Below are 19,071 nucleotides of genomic sequence, written 5' to 3'. Positions count from 1 at the left end.
TTTTAACCTATTGATTTGTTTATTGAGTGGTACACTTTGACTGTTTTTCTGGCAATTTCAAGCCAGTCATAATTTCGCAGGAAGTCACTGTAATCGGTATTGTTGAGTACTACTCTTGCCTTAATTTTTTCGGCTAAATCAGCCACATTGCCGACTTTAAAATAGGCTTCAGCTGGCAACCCTACTTCCAAATTCGCCGGAATATCACTGACTACAGCAGGCAGTGAATACGACATTGCTTCAAGCAATGCTATCGGCAATCCCTCGTGATACGAAGGCATTATAAACAGCTTAGCCTGGGAAAAGACTGCCTTCAGTGCATCACCTTTTAAGAAACCGGTCAAAATAACATTCGGTGTTTTTATCGCTAATTGCTTCAGCTGCATACTGTAGTCAGAAGGATGATCTGCATCACCAACCAATACTAATGTCTCTGAGACGCCAGATTTATGATAGGCAGTAATCAAATCGTGTAACCCTTTTTCTTCCACAAAACGCCCTACCGCTACAAGATAGTTCTTAGGTTTTAACGCGTACCGACCCAGTGTTTTACTAATGGTTTCTGCTGCCAGCGGTTCCGGAATATTAACCCCGTTATGGATTAAATGTGCATCCATACGCCGATGTTTTTTTTGAATTAGCTGATTAATAACCTCGGAAATAACAATGACTTCATTGGCATAATTAACGGCAAGTTTTTCGCCAATCAGTAAAGCCTGTTTTGCAATGTATCCCCATTTCTGACGCTCATAGTCAGGGCCATGATGAGTAAATACTACTTTCTTGCCCAGCAAACGTAGTAACGGCACGACAAGCCCAGGGCCAATGGCATGAACATGAACAATTGATGATTTATCAAACACGGTGCTAAATGCCGCTAAAACTGAATGGGCAATGGCTTCTAAAGAACGTTTTTTCGGTGCCCACAGTGCGCGGGTTTCGATATTTTTATATTGCGAATGACGGTAATCGACATAAGGAGCACGAGCAATAACGCAGATATCGATATCAAATTGTTGTTTGATTGCGGGATAGAGATTTTGGCAATGCGTTTCTACCCCGCCTAGTACATCAGGAATTCCACGAGTGCCCAGAACCGTAATTTTTCTGGTCATATTATGACTTACTTAACAGTTCTTGATACAAATTCAGTAATGCCTGAAGATGATCGCGCATTGCATATTTACCGCAAAGGCGATCATGGGCATTTAGACCCATGCGTTGGGCTTTTTCTGGATTAATTGCCAAATCGTCAAGTATATCGGCAAGCTGTTGCGCATTTCCTGGTTCGAATAATGCCCCATCGACACCATCACGGATTTGTTCAGGTATTCCGCCAATGCGTGACCCAACGATTGGCCGAGCAAAAGACATGGCTTCAAGTACTGACATTGAGCAATTTTCATTACATTCCGAAGGCACAATAATCGCTCGCGCGTGCTTTATCAGATTGTCTAATTCTTCACCCTGATGTACAAAACCAAGAAACTCAGCATCGGGATACTTCTCAATCAATTCATTGTAGATAGGACCATGGCCGACAATTTTTAGTGGTATTTTATTACGCATCATCTGATGCGCTTGAGCCAAGGTTTCAATTCCTTTTTCAGGGCTGATGCGACCAACAAAAAGCAAATAGCCTCTATCTTCTATATTGTCAAATGGTTGGCTGTCATCAATGCCATTAACTATAACGTCAATGCGCGAATTGGGTAATGTGTGCTTTATCACCCCCCGCAAAAACTCACTAGGGGAGATAATAACGTCAATGGCCTGATAATTTTTTGCAATATATTGCCAGGTTGCTTCTAAAGAAATTAATAAACTCTTAAATGCCGAGCCTTCATAGCAACGATATTTGAATGCGTTATAGACGGCACCGTTGATACAAGCATCACACACCTTGCCATCGCGCAACATCGCGTATGATGGACAAGCAATTTTGTAGTCGTGTGCAGTTAACACCGTTTTACAACCAAAATCACGGGCAACTTTTATAATTGCAGGCGTTAGCTGATGATAGATATTATGAAAATGAACAATATCCGGGCGCTCTTTCTCCAGTAACGCTTTCATTTTCTTGCATGCTTCAGCATTATGAATGAAATTTACAGCTGTTTTAACCCCGCCTAATAAGTTACTGCTTTTATGATAATCAACATTACTGACAAAATATTCTGCGTAATCTGAGGGGAAATTTTTCTCATGTTGCATAGAGAAATCAATAACTTCGATACCAGCCTGCTTCAGCATATCGCGTTCTTGAAAATAAACTGTTTCCGCGCCGCCTTTGATGTAGAAAAATTTATTTACCAGTAATATTTTCATCATGGCCGCCTATTCATGAATAACTTTGCTATCGGGTGGAACCATAGGATCTCGTACTGGATGAGTCAGCCCTTTGACTAACCCAGCAGAGAGCACGGCTAAATTTATTACACTATGCAACCCGTTAATTAATGAGCGATTTTTAATCGCTTTCAGGATAATAAATGCAAGTAATGGCAGTAGCGCTACACCAATAATTTCAGCATTGAATGTCAATATCGAAACCAAAAGCAAAAACATATAGATGGAAAAAATAATCTCGTTTTTGACCATACTCAGAACATGACTCAGATAGGGTCTCCCCCATGCACTGCGTAGTAACTCACCTGTTGCCTGGTTATAACCACTGCGCCAACGGTACATTATTAATTTGAATGTCGGCATGTTATGTGAGGTGTGACTGAAATAAGGAACATCAAGGCGATGGAGTTTATAACCGGCATGTAATAAACGCATCCCGAGCTCTGCCTCTTCAAAGGCATGCAGATTACGGTTGGTAAGATAACCAATTTTTTCAATTGCCACGCGACGGTATAAGCCTCCCCCCTAAATGATCGCAATCACCTATCGGATATATTTCATGTAGTCGTTGCTTGCGTGACTTAAACTCATAATTTGCTGCATCATCCATTTCAACGGTACCCGCAACGCCCGCGTATTCTGGGTGTGCCTCAAGAAATGTAACTGCACTATCAATAAACCCTTTTTCCAGTTCCATATCGCCATCCATTAACAACAGATATTCACCCTCGCTATACAGATAACCTAGTTGATGCCCCACCCCACAGCAACGATCCGCAGGCTGCGTTAAAGACACCACGGTCACGCCTTTAGCGCTTGCTAATTGTTGAGTGTTATCGGTCGATAAACTATCAGCCACGATGATCTTATGCGGATAATCAGCAATCTGCTGTTGGATACTATCGATGGTTTTCTCGATGCACTCGGCTTCGTTAAGGGTTTTAATACTCACTGTAATAAACGGTTTATTAGCCATACTATTGCTCCGCATAACGATAAACGGACCGACGAATTACCAGACTCGAACCCAGCGATAAATAAAAAATAAATTGCAGCATTGGGGTAATTGTGAGTATTTGGCTATAGGGTAGACTCAATAAACAGCTAATAACAAAAACACTAAAAGCAGGTGAGAAACTCAGTAACTGGAGGTCTTGTTGATCTAATTTCTCGCGATCCAACAAGGGCTTAGGCTGCACGATTTTTAGCGTATAAATAATTAGGCCAATAAATAGCAGAGTTCCTACTACACCCACTTCCCAAAGCAACATACTTAAAGAGGTCGAATCCAGAATCAAGTTATAGGTAAGGTTTAAAAAACCCTGCGAGACAATACTGCCACTGTTTGTCGCATTCAGACCATAGCCAAATAACGTGCCCGACAACCCCCAAAGATCGTTATTTTTAAGCCAAAAAGTCAGTGTGGTAAAGCGGCCCACCTCCCCTGATGGCAGAATATAATTTGGATCAAAAATGTAGTCTAACGACGACAGGAAGACACTTAATGAACTCTCTGTTGGGTCACTACCAAAGGCAGATGAATAACCAGAAGCCAGGATAAGTATCGCAAACGTAATCAATAGAGCCATGCCTGCAAAAATCAGCAGCAATGCTTTTAGATTTACTTTACTCATCCCTTTAACGTAGCTTGGCATTAGCCAAACCCAGCACATGAGTATCGGCGATAACAAGATAACAAATTTTACTTCGCCAACGATACATAAGCCAAAGCCCAATATGATATGCAGTGCCATTGATTTAAATGTCGTTAGTCCGTGCTTAAATTCAGAGATTTTCAACAGCATAATCAGCAGGCAAAACAGCCCCATGGCCGCAGTATTACCGCCGCCCATCGGGTCACCACCGAAGGTTCCAACCACTGAATCCCATTTATCTTCCTCACCATACGTGGCCACACGCTGGGGAACCACAAACAACAACTGGTAAAGAACCATCGGGAATTGTGCGTAAAATACCCAGTATAAAGTTTTGGTTACACGGTAGACCTGCGATTCACGGCAGAATCCTAATAACAGGCAGAGCATGATTAGAGATAGTGCAATTTCATTTTTAAATCCGACAATCGCATCCGTTACCCCTTCCTGCAAAATTGTCGATACCCCCGCCATGACCAGGAAAACGAGATACAGCGTGAGCACAATTATTTCTTGCTTATCCAGCTGTAATGTTTCGTAGCGCGTTTGCATGACCAACAGGCTAAACATCAGCAATGTCAGGAAAAATGGGATCCACAGCACCGACAATAAGCCGGTGAAATATTGAGCCACCCCACAAAACACAAGGGTAATTAAAGAGTAGGTCTGTAAATAGTGCCCAGTATTAAGATTCATAATACAACCGGTCTGTCTTTTAAGAGGTTGGCGCGCTTATTGACCTTCAGATAAATAAACGCATAACGGACGAATGTTAGTACCGAGAACAGAATGATTGATGTGGCATAGTCATTATAAAAATAGGGTACGACAACAAACGAAATCAATACGATAGCCAATTGTTCAAACTGAATGCGTAAAAAGTAACGGTGAGAGCCAAAAATAAGCTCAATCACTGTCAGTGGGCAGACAGCTAAAGCCGGGAACAAATAAGGCAACATATATCGCGAAGTCGGAATTGAGTTAATCCAATCTTCACTAAAACCAAGGTGCATAACTATCGGATAGAAAATAAATACGCCTAAGGTACAAATAACCCCCAGTACCAGCAGCAGCAAGCGTACTTTTTTGTACTCGTCATAATTGAAGGTGTTATGTCTAAAATCGATAGACCATTTTGAAAAAATAGCATTGCGAACGGCATTTCCAACGATCACCACCGGAGCAAGACAGAAACGGCTGACAATAGAAAAATAGCCTGCAGTCAGTGCAGAGAACCAAAAGTTAATCAGCATAATAGGTAAATTACCGTTTGCCATTGCCAGCACTTCAGCACTGCCTACTTTGGTGATGTGATGAACGTGTTTATTAAAGAACGCGAAATTATTTTTCGGACTTAAATGTTGTAATGTCACCGAGCGCAAATCAAATGCGCAAAGAATGCAGCCAATCGTCAGAAGCATCATTGAACCTGCCCATGCCCAATAGAACGCCTGAACATGTGTGGTGAGCATGACAGAAAGCACCACCACCACGGAAACAGATATTCTCTGAAAGACTAAAAAGCCAAAATTAGCCGTACGTAACGATAAGTTCTCCGATATCAACACCCACGTATTAGAAAGCGTAAGCAAATAAAGGAAGAAGATATTCTGGTCAAATAACCACGCAGTTAGCAAAGCATACGGGAGAGCAGTAATCAGACTTTGCAGTAAACAAAACACGACGTTTTGGGCTAGTTCATCATCTTGTTGCTTCGGAATCAAAAGTTGCGAAGCAAATGTGCATACCTGGGCACCAATCAGCGCAATACTGTAATTAAGCGCGTAAAGCCCTACCTCGGCCAGATCATATTTGTGAGAAATCAACCAAATAGAGAGCGCACCAATCAATTGCGAAATGACTGATGAACCAGCAATTGTAGACGCGCTCTTCAGTAAACTCATGCCCGGCCTGTGCCATTCATCAGTTCATTAGTTTGCAGGTTGAGTGAACGTAATCCCTCTTTGGTTTCCAGATTTTTATCAAAAACTTGATTAATGACTACGCCGATAACAACAGACTGATTGGTTTCGATTTTATCCAGCGCGTGGATAATGTGCTCAGCCGGTGCCGCACCTGCTTTTAGTACAAATATCAGGCCATCTGTAACCCGACTAATTAACTGGCTATCCTGGCTCTGATTCACCGCCGCAGCATCAATAATAATGCGCTGATACTTGCTGCGTAGTTCGCGCATTAAGTGCTCAAGGTTCTCTGATGACAGCATGAGCAATGATGAAACCGTCGCATTACCACGCGCCAGGAAATCAAGATTTTCATTCACTTTAACAATCAGATTTTCGGAGGTAACTTCACCACGAAGCAACTCGGCAACACCTTGCGCGGAATGCTTAGCAAGTTCGCTCGACAAACCCTCGTTATTGTAAAAATCCAGGTCGATAAGCAGTGTTTTTTGATCGAAGCTAAATGAGTTAGCCAACAGATTTGCCAGCAGTGTACGTCCATCACCATGGTCCGCTGATGTCACAGTAATCGCCTGAAGCTGCCGATTATCCAACATAATATGGGTGCGGATGCTGTGAATGATGTCTGCATTGAGCGGGTTATTAGAGATAATATCGCGGATTTGCGCACGACTCCCGAGCCCCTTATAGCGGCGAATCTCACCGAGTGGTTCGAGGTTCAAGCGCTTCTTCACCTGGCTCAAGTTGTTAATCGTGCTGTCCATCGCCGCTTTCACAATGAAGTACATGATGCAAAATGCCAGCGCTAACAAAACCACCATAATAAACAGCAGCGATTTATTAGGCTTGGATGGGCGTTCAGCCGGTACTGCCGGGTCATACAATACAGCATCCGCTTCAGCATAATTACTCGAAAGTGACTGCTCTTGAGTACGTTGATATAACGTTTTGTATGACTCTTCAGTTTTATCCAGCGCCAATTTCAAACTGTTATAACCATCGCGCTTGGTTGCCAATTTCTGGAATATTTCTTTTTGCTGATCTAACTGTTTCTGGTAGCTATTTTCATCTGCCAGCGCTGCCTGATATTGCTGACGCAATCCAGTTTCCAGCTCACCCAGCACACTATAGGTTTGATCCTGGATCGCCTGAACCTGAGCCTGAGCCTCCTGAATTTTGGCATGCTTTGGCCCATAGGATTTACGCAATTCGTAAAGCGAACGTTTCGCCTGGATCAAGGCAATACGTAAGTCCTGAATCTGCGCATGGTCCGAAATTACCGGGAGAGAAATGACATCTTCGAGAGATTGTCCTGTCCCTTTACTAACTTCGTTGTAAAGCGATTCAGCAACCACGCGGCGCTGGGTCGCATCGGCCAAACGGTTAGTCACAATACCTAACTGCTCTGTTTCAAAACCATCTACACCACGGAAGGTCAACAACCCTTCTTTATTGAGATATTCATCAATTGCCTGTTTTTGTAAGGCAATTTGTTTTTGCAAATCGTCCATTTTCTGCAGATTGCTTTCTCGAGCTTTCTGCGTATTGATACGCTTTTGCTCAGCCGTATAGTTGATAAACGCCTGCGCAACACCGTTAGCTACCTTTGCTGCCATTTCTGGGGAAGGTGACTCATAGGAAATAGATGCCAGATGGGTCGTGCGAATACTGGTAATAGTGAGATTTTTCAGCATAGTTTTCAGCGCATTATCAATGCGTTGCTGCTGATTTTCGTGAGTGTTGGCATCTTTGCTGTCTGATTTAACGCCATTGAAATCTGGATTTTCATCCAATTTCAAATTTCGAACGGCCTGTGCAAGCACAATACGTGACTGCATCAACGCATATTGTGTTTCGTAGTAGCCGTTACGTGTCGAGTCATAGCCATCAACTTGCGGGAAAGGTGAGACATTATCAGGCTGAGCCTTAACCAGCACTGTCGCCGTTGAGACATATTTCGATGTCATCATGTTGATAAGTGGCCAGGCAATCGCCCCAGCAATCACACCGCCGAGGAGGATTTTCCAACTGTTTCTTTTAATTTCCTTGGCAAACCGGGAGAAATCGATAGAGCTTTCTCGTTTCTTGCCATTTTCAACTATTGATAGTTTCATAGTTAGAAGAAGCCCATGCCAATAATCACGATATCACCAGGGTGAACGGAATGTCTTACGTCCACGTTCTCAAGCAATTGGTTTGTGCCAGCTAAGCGAATATTGATATCTTTGCGATCGGCTCTGTCTGTAAAGCCACCGGCCTGCGCAATCGATTTTTCAACTGTGAGCCCAGGTTCATAGGAAAATCCATTCGGATTTTTTACCTCACCTGAAACATAGTATTTTCGGAACTCAGCAATATTAACCGTCACCATTGGATTTTGCAGGTAATCGCCTCGCAGACGATTAGTTAACTCTGCACTCACCTGTTCTGGAGTTTTGCCTTTTAGCGTGAGTTGCCCAATATAAGGGAAAGTAATAGTTCCGCTTTTATCGAGTATAAATTTCATTGTTAGATCAGGTTCGCCGTACACATTAATACTAACGGCATCACCTGCATCAAGCAGGTATCCTTTTGATTCAGAATCAGGATTATCCATTAGTGGCGGCTTAGATGCAGAACATCCTGCCAGAAGCACACTGAAAAATAAAAATACCCATAATTTCATTATTTTCATTTTAAATCTGCACCTTAGCTGTAAACATAATCAGCGAATTGTCATAACCCAACGTTCTCAAGACTTCTCTGTCGTCGTCAGGTCCGATATAAAACGAATCGGTCTCTTTATTTGAACGCAATGTATCTATTTGATATTTCAACTCAAAGTTAATAGAGGGCCTGAAGTCATAACTCATGGTGAAGGTGAACACACCATCCTTGTCATTTCTGTCCTTATCTTGCTTCTTATAGTCTTCTGTGGTGTACGAGTAATCTAACAAGGTGGAGAAACGGTCATCGAACCAAAAATGTTGATACGAAATGCCATACTGTGAAACCAAAATATATCCCCCCACTTCTGAAGGGTCTTTAATGCGTTGTGAGGTATGTGCTGTAAAAATAGATTGTTTGAGCGGCTTCCACTCGCCCTTAATATCCCAGTTTAGCCCATTAAAATCCTGTGAGTTGGGATTGTTCTCAAATGTTTTATACAACCATGCCAGGTTCATATCGATGTTAGTTTTACCAGTAACCTGTGATTTTATTCCATAAAGCAAATAATATTCGTCACTGTCTTTTTCAGAAGCATGATCATAATGGATCTGGTTGGTAATAAAGCTATAACGGAATCGCGTTTGCGATGTGTACTGGTCAAAAATTTCAGCAACGAGGCTGTTTTGATGCCATTCCTGCTGCCGGATATAGTTGTAAAAATCATTGTCAGTATTCTGCACATCCTGCGTATTACCGAAACGAAGTTTTTTATAAATCAACGCAACTTCTGCTTTGCCACGCCCTTCAGGAGCGCCGTAACTATAACGCAGTTCACTATTTAATAAGTTAGTGCTTAATGGAGAATTAACGCCAAACTCTTGAAATTGTTCAGGTATAAACCCTTCAGTAATGCCACGACCACGGTCTTCATGTCCAAGTGCATCTTCAACATTTAACATCAGGCCATGCATTAACCCATAGCGCCACGCGCCATTGAAACGAAAGAAATGGTCGTTGTAATTATCAGTTGAATCATTGTTATAATTGCGATAATCACCTGAGTACATTAATAAGTATTTATCCTGATACCTTTGGCCGGTTAAACTTAACTCAGGTGTAGCACTGATAAAGTTTGAACCAATAGCATCTCTTTTATGTGGCTGATAAGTCACATTATCTTCATAACCATAATTCACACCAGCGTTGCTCTGAAAATCAATACCCGCAATGCCGATATGTGATTTCGGTGTTAGATCTGCCATGGCCGGCGGCGATAAAACCATTCCGGCAATAATAAAATATTTAATATGCATTTTTACCGACAAATCCTTTGAAAATAGTCTTTATAATAATTTTAATATCTAGCCATAACGACCAGTTTTGGATGTATTCGATATCATATTCAACACGCTTTTCCATTTTATAAAGTGCATCAATTTCGCCGCGATAACCGTTAATTTGTGCTAATCCTGTGATCCCAGGCTTGACTTTATGGCGAATCATGTAGTTTTCGACTTGCTTACGATACTGTTCATTGTGTGTGACTGCATGAGGCCTGGGACCAACAATCGACATACTACCCTGCAATACATTGAAGAACTGCGGTAATTCATCGAGTGATGTGCGACGCAAAAATGCACCGAAACGAGTGACACGTGGATCGTCTTTTGTTGCTTGAACCACCGTATCAGAATTTTCCATCACGTGCATAGTACGGAACTTCCAGACTTTAATTTTTTGCCCACTCAAACCATACCTGTCTTGCTTGAAAAATATCGGCCCGCGTGAAGTTAGTGTTATCCCGATACTAATTAGTAATAACAGTGAGGAAATCAATACCATAATAATGCTGCCAAGAACTAAATCTTCGGCACGCTTAATAAAAGAACCAAATCCTTCAAACGGAGAACTCAGGATGCTGATCGTTTGCAAGTTATGTATAGAGCGCAACTTCGACATGTGAGTACTGTAGGAGTTAAAATCAGGAACGATATAAGTATTAACCGTGGTATCTGACATCATCGACAAAAAGTGACGAATTCTCTCTAATGCCACTAGCGGTAATGCGATATAGATCTCATCTACCCTTCCCGCTTTGGCCTCTTCAACAAGGCCACTTACTGACCCCTTAAAGGGGCTATTGATTTGGCCTATAAGTGTGCTGAATCTTGAAACATCACGTTCATCGTAGAAAGCCAAATCCAGTTTCATATCCGAGTATTCCTTAAGAAGCGCCTCTTCGGCCGCCAGACCATTGTCTGTAACTCCCACAATAGCCACATGAATGCTTTTCTTAGCTGAATACTTAAGGACAATTAAATGGATTAAATAGAGTAAAAACAGTGGAATGGCATACCAGAAGAGCGTAGCTGGGAAAAAACTATTCTCAAAAATTCTTAAATAACCTAGTGATTGCAGTCCGCCAGCTGAAAACCTGACAAACTCAACAAAAACAATAGTTAAAAATGAGCACAGGATCAATCTTAGCTGACCACGTATGCTCCATTTCTTAGGTTTATGTAGATAAAGCTCAGTGTACTCGCCAAATAGTAAAAAAGTGGTAGAAAAAAGAAAGCTAAGCATCAAAACAGTACTTGCTGATTCCATGGCTAATAGAAATGCGCTCAATATTAAAATCGAGTTTATAAAGAGAAAATCAGCAAACTTTATAAATACTGGATACCCTCCATGGGTAAATTTCAAAGAATTTCTCGGCATAAGTAGACTCGTTATTCATTGAATTATCGTTGTTGATACTTGCCTTTCCCATCTTGATTATATCATAAATGTAAAGAATACAAGGGAATTTGTTAAGAATTGTAAAAGAAGGTGTTAGTGGTTAGTGTTATTTTAAACACTATTAGGAATAGTGAAATTTGCCATGTAGATGTTTGTTTTACCACAGTAAGTTAACACAGCGATTTAAGCTGTTTTAACTTACTTATGGAAATTCGCTGTGGTAATTGGAAGGTTTTTTTCAAAAGCCAGACAGCACACCGAATGCTGCCTGGTTATTAAAAGAAAGACTTTGCTGCATGTAATTAATGTAAAACCGCCGACCCAGCCTCACGCTTTTCTTGCCAGAAGCGATGCAGTTGTAACGCAGCAGGACCAATTGCTGCCTGACTTGCTTCATATTCTTGCTCAGTCATTTGCTCAAGCTTTGCAATGTGCGCTTCATCCCCATGGAGAGCTATCGTGTCCAGCGCCGCTTCCAGTTGTTCTGGCAATGCCTCCCAATGACTCAGTTCTACACCACGCATATAACCAAAGCACCACTCTTCTACAATGGTGTATTCCTTGCCATCAATTTCGCGTAAACCAAATAGCGGCTCGAACTGATCAGGAGCATGACACAGACGTTCTGCAATATCGTTCATATGCTGACATGCGAGATCGTTAAAGCGTTGCTGCTCCTTTTCACTCTCCCAATGAGGCAGCTGGGATTCGCCGCCCCAAAGTGCAGTTTGCCACTGCGTGAGTTCAATCGTTCCAGGGGCAGAAAGAATAGCAGTGAGCATCCCGTCCAACTCGGACACATCCAGTACGGAGTCATCGTTACCATACTGAGTGAGTGTATCATCCAGCCATTCCAATTCTTCTTCGTTTAGTGGCCCTTGATTCATACTGAGTTCTCCAGAAGTTGTGCGATTTTTAAGTCAATGTTGATACAAAGACTCATACGATTGATTTCAGCCTGTAGTATGCCGTGATATTCATCTAAGAATGAAAGATTTGTCAGAATGGATTCATAAAATACCGATCACCAAAAGAACAAAACCACCGAGAGGTTCTCTGAAGGAACGGCTTATCATTGATTTTATTATCAAGGTGCTCAAAGTGGGAGTTGTCGCCTACTTACACGTAAGTGCGATGGCGTTGGATAGCCATAGCGGGGAAAGAGCAGTCTTCTCTATAGCACAAGTGCAGCAAGCCAAAACGAGTACGATTATAAAACCACAAACTAAACAAGCTTTGAGTATAAAACAGTCAAATACTCGTGATTAATTTATTATCAGTATTCATAGCCAATACTAACGTTAATATATGAAAAAATTTAAACCAGGAAAAATGATAAAGTCCTGGTGCGCCGATATCACTTATTGAGTCTTCGTTGCACATGCGCTTGTGTAACTCATCAATACAACATACCAAAACCATTAAATAACATTAATTTAACAATTGATGTTTTGATAGGTCTTAACTGTTATTTTTAGAGTTAATGACCTTAAAAAACTATCACAAAATATTTTTATATTGATTCATTGAACGTTTTGAACGATTATTTATGTGATACAGAAACATCTCTTTCATCTGTTTGGGTGGCTAATTACGATGGTTTTATCAATCCGATGTAGAACCAACTTTTTGACGGCATATCACCCCTTCAAGTTGCAGTAAAGAAATATTCTGAGATTGCGGGCATATTTAATGTGTAATTTTACACATTAAATATATCCAACTATAAAAATAAACTTATTAAGCAGAGAATAAAGCATGTTATTGGCAGAAGCCAAAGATGATATTTTACTGAAAAGAATGATAGGCCCTTTTTGTACCGGTGTGGCATTTTTCATCTTTCAGTTTCTGGCCGAGTCCCTTACCGCTCAGGAACATATTGCAGATGCAACAATCCGGTTTTATGACCTTACACTGCCGCTGATTTCTGCTTTGCTGGTGTTATACAGAAAGAAGGCGCTTCCTATACTAGGGATATTTTTCCTTTATTCGATCACTAGTCATCCATTATCAGCGAAACTGACACTCACTTCCCAGCTGCTAGCAGCATTAATCAGTCAGTTACTGTATTACTGGAACACGGGAAAACGTGGTACGGTCAGTTTTGGGCGTAGCCAGTTAACTCCGCGGCGCATAGGCTGGCTTGTCTGCTGCAACTCTCTGTTATATATATTTTTTCAACACTCACTTCAGACTTATTTTGATCCAGAGTCAGCCACTGAAATTTTTACAGTGCAGACACTGATTAACCTGCAATGGATGATGAACTCTTGTATTACGGGTATTCCCTTTTGCTATCTTTTGCTTCGGGTCTGCCATAAACCTGCATGGGGACTTCAATATTTAAGACACGTAAGGGCATCAGTAAAATCAGGCCCAGCCATTTTATATCAGGCAATCTGGTGGCTTTTACTGCTCATAATTATGTACTGCCTGATTTCAGAAAATCTCAATACACTGCTTTTTACCGACTATTCTTTACTGTGGTTATTGCCGGTAATGTTATGGGGGACAGTACGTATTGGGCATGCTTTGGTAGCTCCTGTATGGGTTATCATACTGGCATTGCTGGGAAATTATATTGATGGATATATTTCAATAGCAAATACGCTTACAGATGCCAACCATCTACACAGCTTAATCATATCATCCACAACTATTTTCATTTTCTCCCTGACAATTGTTGCTACAGGAGTGATATCTGCGCATAACCTAAAATACTCCCAACATGTCAGTAGATTATATCGCTCCGAGCCAAACACTGGGCTTCTAAATTTTCAGGCTCTGAGTATGGATATAGATAAACACTCAGCAGAAGCATTATGCCTGATTCGTTGCCCAGAGCTAAATGAGCTTGAACAGACTTATGGTGTGGAGTTTCGTTTTGAATTTGTTAAAGCGCTAAGTTCGTATATAACAGGTTTATTGCCATGCTGTGACCAGGTTTATTACAGCCCTGGTCACGGTATAATTCTTAGGCTGAACACGCTACCGGACGTCCCAGTATTTTACAGATCACTCAGGGTTTTTCGCTTTCAATGGAAAACATCTATCCTCGGGCTCAATTGTGGGGTGGCCTATACTAGTGATAAAAGAATCATTCGCAATTTATCAGAAGCAATAAAACAGTTAAATATTAACAGTTATATTTCTTTGTTGCATGGAAGACCGTTATCTCTGAGCCCAACAGTTCCTGGTGATAACATTGTTGAATCAGGGATGATACGCGATGTTCTGCAACAAGCTATCGACAGACAATCGTTGTTGCTTATGGCACAGCCCATTGTATCCACGGTGCTCACTGCGCAACCCGTCATCTCTGTTCGGGGTAAAATTCATTACCATGAGATTCTTATTCGCCTCAAAACAGCAGATGGAAAATTAATTTTCCCGGATACCTTCCTTCCCTGGCCCGCAAAGGTGGCCTGCTGCCTGCACTGGATATCACGGTAATAGAACAGACCTTCCGCTTTATGCAGACCCGAAAAACCTCTGATCCTGATTGTTATTTTTCAATCAACCTGACGCCAGAGTCACTTTACCAAACGGACTTTCTGGATAATGTCTCTACATTATTCAAGAAGTACAGCATTGCTCCTTACCGTATTATTTTTGAAATTATTGAGTCTGAAATTCTTGATAATGAAAATGTCTCAGACATCCTGAGGAGTCTGCGCAATGCGGGCAGTAAAATTGCCATTGATGACTTTGGCACAGGCTCCTCAAGTTATGACAGATTACGTGTTCTGAATGCAGACATTTTAAAAATCGATGGTTCTTTTATCAAAAACATCATTGATGATCCATTTAGCTACTGTGCCGTTAAATCATTTTGCGAAATGGCGAAATTAAAAAATATGGAAATAGTTGCAGAGTTTGTCGAAAATGAAGAAATCGCGAAAATGCTAACTGAGATGGGTATCGATTGGTTACAGGGATACCATATTGGGAAACCTATCCCCGTTGAGCAAGCAGAACTGTAATTTAATATTAAGTTAGTAATCGCATTTTACTCAGAAACCGCTTAATCACCCGGCAGCCTAAAATCCTGGTTGGCTACCGGGTGATTTTGACTTAAAAATAAAGGCGCGACATGCAGCTACGCTGGGCATGATGAAATATGGCGTACGAGGAAGACGACAATCCTACAGCAACCACAAGAACCCAGCCTCCGGGATCGTTATTCTTTGGGATCGGGATAGGGGCTGATCTCACGACCAGCCTCCTCCCACACCACCGTACATACGGGTCCGTATACGGCGGTTCGGTTATGTTTATCGTCACCCGCCTAAAGCTCCGGCAGGCCCAGTCTGACGAACAGATTATTGGGGAGGGCTATGTTCAGCGCCGGGCTACAGCTTATCCGCCACTGTTTATGGCAACTCCCTACCGTTTGCGCTGCAAGGTCTTTTCTCACACCCCGACCATGCAGCTCTTTGAAGCGCTTGCCGCTCGTTTTCCACTGTTTCCAGAGAACGCTTCGCAGCCTGCGCCTTATCCACCCGTTCAGCTCTCTTATCAGCGATGGCCACTCGTTCAGCCTGTAGTAGCTTTCCCAGCCCATCATATATCGCTTTAACGACTCGATAAGCTGCTCCAGACTTCTGCCCGTGTTACGCCCCGTCAGTTCTCTTATCCGCATTTTGAACCGCTTCACCGATTCCGGTGACACCACGCACCACGCCTTTCTCCCTCTTCTGAAGCTGTAACCCAGGAACTTACGCGACTCCGGATGCGCTACCGCACTCTTCTTCACGTTGACCTTCAGCTTCAGTTTCCGGCTCAGCCAGTACGTCAGTCCCGCCATCACACGATTGCCTGCACGTTCGCTTTTCACATAAACATTACAGTCGTCTGCGTAACGGGCGAACTTCAGGCCACGTTTCTCCAGTTCCTTATCGAAGTCGTCCAGCAGCAAATTTGATAACAGCGGCGACAGCGGGCCGCCCTGCGGCGTCCCTTCTGTCACCGGCCTTACCAGCCCTGCTTCCATCACGCCTGCGTTCAGGAACCTGCGGATAAGTGACAGTACCCGTTTATCCGACACCCGTTTCGCTATCCGGACCATCAGCACGTCGTGGTTCACCCGATCGAAGAACTTCTCCAGATCGAGATCGACCACCCAGTGATACCCGGACCCGATATATTCCTGAGCCTGGTTCACTGCCTGATGGGCCGAGCGTCCGGGGCGAAACCCGTAGCTACTGTCGCTGAACGACGCATCCCATTGCGCCTGCAACACCTGCATCATCGCCTGCTGGATAAAGCGATCCACCACCGTCGGGATACCCAGCTGGCGTTCGCCGCCACCGGGTTTCGGGATGGTCACTCTTCTTACAGGGGATGGGCGATAGCTGCCGGACAGCAGTTGCGCTTTCAGTTCGGGCCAGTGGTATTTCAGGTACTCCGGCAGTTCGCTTACGCTCATGCCGTCGGCTCCCGCCGCACCTTTATTGGCCTTCACTCTTTTCAGGGCTTGCCTGAGATTGACTGGTTCGCAGATGGCTTCCATCAGCCATACTGTTGACGACGGACTTTCTCTGGTCGTCGGTGCCTGCACGGTTTCAGCCCCCTGAGAACCGGCGTCCGGGGCTTCACCCCGTCTTCGGATTTCAGGGCCGCGATGCGTTTTCTGCTGCATGACCGTTCAGAACCTCCGCTGATACTCATCACTCATTACCGTTCGGGCCTTCAGACATTGCGTCCTACTATGCCCTCTGCTGACTCCTGTCCGCCGGTCAGCGCACCTTACGATGCGCTCAGTTCTGAATACAGAACGCCGGACAGGCCTCCCGGGGTAAGCTCAGCCGCTTTCACCACACACCTGCCCAATCTACCACCCCGGCTCTTGATGGTTATGGCCTTCGCAATCAACGGCTTGCTCCGCCTGCCGGGTAGGCCTCATATTGGATTTCTGTTCGTCAGGTCATGGTTTTGCTCCACGCTTCCTTCAGACCCCGCCTCGCGGCGACGCCCTTGCGCTTCACTAGTCCTTCACCACCATCAGGCTGGACAGGGGACTTTCACCCCCGAGCTGCTGAGCATGCCCGGCACACCGTAAAAAAACCCGCAGGTTGCGGGTTTCATTTGCACGGATAGCACAGTCTAAAAGTCTGTCGCCACCCCATCGCCATTGACTCAAATTGCAGAAAGTAAAAAACCACCCGAAGGTGGTTTCCACGACACTGCTTTATCATTGATTTTATTACTTTTATTCCCATGGTGCCCGGGGCGGGACTTGAACCCGCACAGCGCGAACGCCGAGGGATTTTAAATCCCTTGTGTCTACCGATTTCACCACCCGGGCTCGGGAAGAAAGTGGAGGCGCGTTCCGGAGTCGAACCGGACTAGACGGATTTGCAATCCGCTACATAACCGCTTTGCTAACGCGCCAAAACCTTTTACCTTCGCAGGCTGTAACAGAAACTCTGCTACATAAATTTGGAGCGGGAAACGAGACTCGAACTCGCGACCCCGACCTTGGCAAGGTCGTGCTCTACCAACTGAGCTATTCCCGCAAAATCTAATCAATTAACCTTAAAGCTAATCATTTGATTTTACTATCTTCTGGCAAGCTGTGCTGCCGTTCGATGCGTTGCATTCTACTTACCTGACGCGATGAGTCAATGAAATTTTCCGTCATCGCACTCCGTTTGCTGAATTTTGCACCGTACCGATCACGGTTCGAGCAAATAAGCCCCTACTGCGTGCAAATATTGATGCATTAACCAGTGAAAGGGAATCAAATTTGATAATCCAATACCGTCTCTTCTGGCTCTAGCGCCAGTCTTTTAATGTCGGCAACAGAAAGCTCAGGATTGCACAGCTCAATAAAGCGCCAGACATAATTCCGTTGTAGCTGACCTCGCTTCAATCCAAGCCATACGGTGTTAGTGTCAAAAAGATGACGAGTATCGAGTCTGACTAACTCCCCTTCCTCGCTGCTTGCCTGAAATGCCACCAGACCGATACCCAATCCCAGCTCAACGTAAGTTTTCACCACGTCAGAATCCTGCGCGCTCAAAACGATATCCGGCGTTAAACCACGGCGGGAAAAGGCTTCGTCTATGCGCGCACGGCCAGTGATCCCCTGGCGATAGGTAATAATCGGCCAATGGCTAATATCATCAAGCGTGAGAGGATTAGCATGGATCAGTGGATGACCGCGTGGCACCAATAAAGTATGTGACCAGCGAAACCACGGATAAGCAACGACTAAGGGATCGGTACTCAAGCGCTCACTGGCAATACCAATATCTGCCGTACCATTATGTAGCAGCATCTCGATTTCTTGCGGCGTCCCCTGGATTAGCTCAAGGCGTACTTCAGGGAATAATGAGCGAAACGATTTGATAACCGACGGCAAACTGTAGCGTGCCTGAGTATGTGTGGTAGCAATTGTGAGCACACCGCTGGTGTCGTTGGTAAATACATCAGCCAGACGACGTACATTACTGGCTTCATTAAGAATACGTTCAGCAATCACCAGCAGGGCTTTACCCGGCTCTGTCATGCCCAATAAACGTTTACCACGACGGATGAAAATCTCGATACCGAGTTCTTCTTCGAGCTCGCGGATATGGCGGCTTACGCCCGATTGCGAAGTGAAAAGCATGTTGGCGACTTCGGTCAGGTTGTAGTCCCGCCGGGCCGCCTCGCGGATGATTTTGAGTTGCTGGAAGTTCACATTGCCCCCGGGGCATAACCATTCTTTACACTATTGTTAAAGTGGCAACCCCGATATAACAAATAAT

The 19,071-nt window shown here is 43.7% G+C and carries 14 protein-coding genes, 3 tRNA genes and 1 pseudogene; 3 read left to right on the top strand and 15 right to left on the bottom strand.

Annotated features, from left to right (window positions below):
- Nucleotides 1–2 precede the first annotated feature (2 nt).
- From AC0IXI_RS09500 to AC0IXI_RS09455, 10 genes and pseudogenes are all read right to left on the bottom strand, one after another.
- Nucleotides 3–1,115 (bottom strand): glycosyltransferase family 4 protein, encoded by a 1,113-nt coding sequence (locus tag AC0IXI_RS09500; protein WP_413498810.1) that lies wholly within the window; start codon nucleotides 1,113–1,115, stop codon nucleotides 3–5.
- 1 nt (nucleotide 1,116) lies between these two features.
- Nucleotides 1,117–2,328: a glycosyltransferase family 4 protein gene (locus AC0IXI_RS09495; RefSeq protein WP_134186695.1), complete on the bottom strand. Its 1,212-nt coding sequence runs from the start codon at nucleotides 2,326–2,328 to the stop codon at nucleotides 1,117–1,119.
- A gap of 9 nt (nucleotides 2,329–2,337) precedes the next feature.
- Nucleotides 2,338–3,325: pseudogene (locus AC0IXI_RS09490) on the bottom strand (glycosyltransferase family 2 protein).
- Between the two features lies 1 nt (nucleotide 3,326).
- On the bottom strand, nucleotides 3,327–4,700 hold the full coding sequence (locus AC0IXI_RS09485) for a capsular biosynthesis protein (RefSeq protein ID WP_471682312.1): 1,374 nt from the start codon (nucleotides 4,698–4,700) through the stop codon (nucleotides 3,327–3,329).
- The gene (locus tag AC0IXI_RS09480) at nucleotides 4,697–5,908 is read right to left on the bottom strand and encodes a lipopolysaccharide biosynthesis protein (protein WP_471682311.1); all 1,212 of its coding nucleotides are present in this window, start codon (nucleotides 5,906–5,908) and stop codon (nucleotides 4,697–4,699) included. The genes AC0IXI_RS09485 and AC0IXI_RS09480 overlap by 4 nt, the downstream gene beginning before the upstream one ends.
- Entirely contained in the window at nucleotides 5,905–8,043 is a 2,139-nt protein-coding gene (locus AC0IXI_RS09475) for a GumC family protein (protein WP_471682310.1), read from the bottom strand. The genes AC0IXI_RS09480 and AC0IXI_RS09475 overlap by 4 nt, the downstream gene beginning before the upstream one ends.
- Before the next feature lie 2 nt (nucleotides 8,044–8,045).
- Nucleotides 8,046–8,603, bottom strand: coding sequence for a polysaccharide biosynthesis/export family protein (locus AC0IXI_RS09470; RefSeq protein WP_064512018.1), 558 nt, complete (start codon nucleotides 8,601–8,603; stop codon nucleotides 8,046–8,048).
- Nucleotide 8,604: 1 nt separating this feature from the next.
- A complete protein-coding gene (locus AC0IXI_RS09465) occupies nucleotides 8,605–9,891 on the bottom strand; it encodes an outer membrane beta-barrel protein (protein WP_471682309.1) in 1,287 nt (428 codons plus the stop codon).
- Nucleotides 9,881–11,296: an undecaprenyl-phosphate glucose phosphotransferase gene (locus AC0IXI_RS09460; protein ID WP_424222292.1), complete on the bottom strand. Its 1,416-nt coding sequence runs from the start codon at nucleotides 11,294–11,296 to the stop codon at nucleotides 9,881–9,883. The genes AC0IXI_RS09465 and AC0IXI_RS09460 overlap by 11 nt, the downstream gene beginning before the upstream one ends.
- Nucleotides 11,297–11,619: 323 nt before the next feature.
- Complete coding sequence (locus AC0IXI_RS09455) at nucleotides 11,620–12,204, bottom strand: UPF0149 family protein (RefSeq protein WP_064512021.1); 585 nt, start codon at nucleotides 12,202–12,204, stop codon at nucleotides 11,620–11,622.
- A 109-nt stretch (nucleotides 12,205–12,313) separates the two neighbouring features.
- On the opposite strand from AC0IXI_RS09455, the gene AC0IXI_RS09450 reads away from it, so the two are divergent.
- The 3 genes from AC0IXI_RS09450 to AC0IXI_RS09440 all read left to right on the top strand — a co-directional run bounded on the left by AC0IXI_RS09450 (nucleotide 12,314) and on the right by AC0IXI_RS09440 (nucleotide 15,300).
- Nucleotides 12,314–12,586 carry a hypothetical protein gene (locus tag AC0IXI_RS09450; protein WP_134186683.1) on the top strand — a complete coding sequence of 91 codons (273 nt, stop codon included), beginning with the start codon at nucleotides 12,314–12,316 and terminating at the stop codon, nucleotides 12,584–12,586.
- Nucleotides 12,587–13,075: 489 nt separating this feature from the next.
- Entirely contained in the window at nucleotides 13,076–14,770 is a 1,695-nt protein-coding gene (locus tag AC0IXI_RS09445) for an EAL domain-containing protein (RefSeq protein ID WP_471682308.1), read from the top strand.
- The gene (locus tag AC0IXI_RS09440) at nucleotides 14,698–15,300 is read left to right on the top strand and encodes an EAL domain-containing protein (RefSeq protein ID WP_471683220.1); all 603 of its coding nucleotides are present in this window, start codon (nucleotides 14,698–14,700) and stop codon (nucleotides 15,298–15,300) included. Before AC0IXI_RS09445 ends, AC0IXI_RS09440 begins: the two co-directional genes overlap by 73 nt.
- Nucleotides 15,301–15,605: 305 nt before the next feature.
- On the opposite strand, the gene ltrA is transcribed toward AC0IXI_RS09440, so the two are convergent.
- From ltrA to cbl, 5 genes are all read right to left on the bottom strand, one after another.
- Entirely contained in the window at nucleotides 15,606–16,958 is a 1,353-nt protein-coding gene (gene ltrA, locus AC0IXI_RS09435; RefSeq protein ID WP_471681983.1) for a group II intron reverse transcriptase/maturase, read from the bottom strand.
- A gap of 579 nt (nucleotides 16,959–17,537) precedes the next feature.
- Nucleotides 17,538–17,624 (bottom strand) — tRNA-Leu (locus AC0IXI_RS09430).
- A 12-nt stretch (nucleotides 17,625–17,636) separates the two neighbouring features.
- A tRNA-Cys gene (locus tag AC0IXI_RS09425) sits at nucleotides 17,637–17,710 on the bottom strand.
- Between the two features lie 49 nt (nucleotides 17,711–17,759).
- Nucleotides 17,760–17,835 (bottom strand) — tRNA-Gly (locus AC0IXI_RS09420).
- A gap of 224 nt (nucleotides 17,836–18,059) precedes the next feature.
- Nucleotides 18,060–19,004: an HTH-type transcriptional regulator Cbl gene (cbl, locus tag AC0IXI_RS09415; RefSeq protein ID WP_064512024.1), complete on the bottom strand. Its 945-nt coding sequence runs from the start codon at nucleotides 19,002–19,004 to the stop codon at nucleotides 18,060–18,062.
- Between the last annotated feature and the right edge of the window lie 67 nt (nucleotides 19,005–19,071).

The organism is Buttiauxella sp. AC038 (assembly GCF_979253565.1).
The sequence above is the reverse complement of the archived record's forward strand: the minus strand, read 5'-3'. Positions and strand labels throughout refer to the sequence as shown.

Excerpts from the sequence above, each read along its gene's own strand:
- ltrA (WP_471681983.1), bottom strand. The coding sequence starts at position 16,958 with ATGCAGCAGAAAACGCATCGCGGCCCTGAAATCCGAAGACGGGGTGAA.
- AC0IXI_RS09480 (WP_471682311.1), bottom strand. The coding sequence starts at position 5,908 with ATGAGTTTACTGAAGAGCGCGTCTACAATTGCTGGTTCATCAGTCATT.
- AC0IXI_RS09445 (WP_471682308.1), top strand. The coding sequence starts at position 13,076 with ATGTTATTGGCAGAAGCCAAAGATGATATTTTACTGAAAAGAATGATA.
- AC0IXI_RS09465 (WP_471682309.1), bottom strand. The coding sequence starts at position 9,891 with ATGCATATTAAATATTTTATTATTGCCGGAATGGTTTTATCGCCGCCG.
- AC0IXI_RS09495 (WP_134186695.1), bottom strand. The coding sequence starts at position 2,328 with ATGAAAATATTACTGGTAAATAAATTTTTCTACATCAAAGGCGGCGCG.
- AC0IXI_RS09470 (WP_064512018.1), bottom strand. The coding sequence starts at position 8,603 with ATGAAAATAATGAAATTATGGGTATTTTTATTTTTCAGTGTGCTTCTG.
- AC0IXI_RS09475 (WP_471682310.1), bottom strand. The coding sequence starts at position 8,043 with ATGAAACTATCAATAGTTGAAAATGGCAAGAAACGAGAAAGCTCTATC.
- AC0IXI_RS09500 (WP_413498810.1), bottom strand. The coding sequence starts at position 1,115 with ATGACCAGAAAAATTACGGTTCTGGGCACTCGTGGAATTCCTGATGTA.
- AC0IXI_RS09485 (WP_471682312.1), bottom strand. The coding sequence starts at position 4,700 with ATGAATCTTAATACTGGGCACTATTTACAGACCTACTCTTTAATTACC.
- AC0IXI_RS09455 (WP_064512021.1), bottom strand. The coding sequence starts at position 12,204 with ATGAATCAAGGGCCACTAAACGAAGAAGAATTGGAATGGCTGGATGAT.
- AC0IXI_RS09460 (WP_424222292.1), bottom strand. The coding sequence starts at position 11,296 with ATGCCGAGAAATTCTTTGAAATTTACCCATGGAGGGTATCCAGTATTT.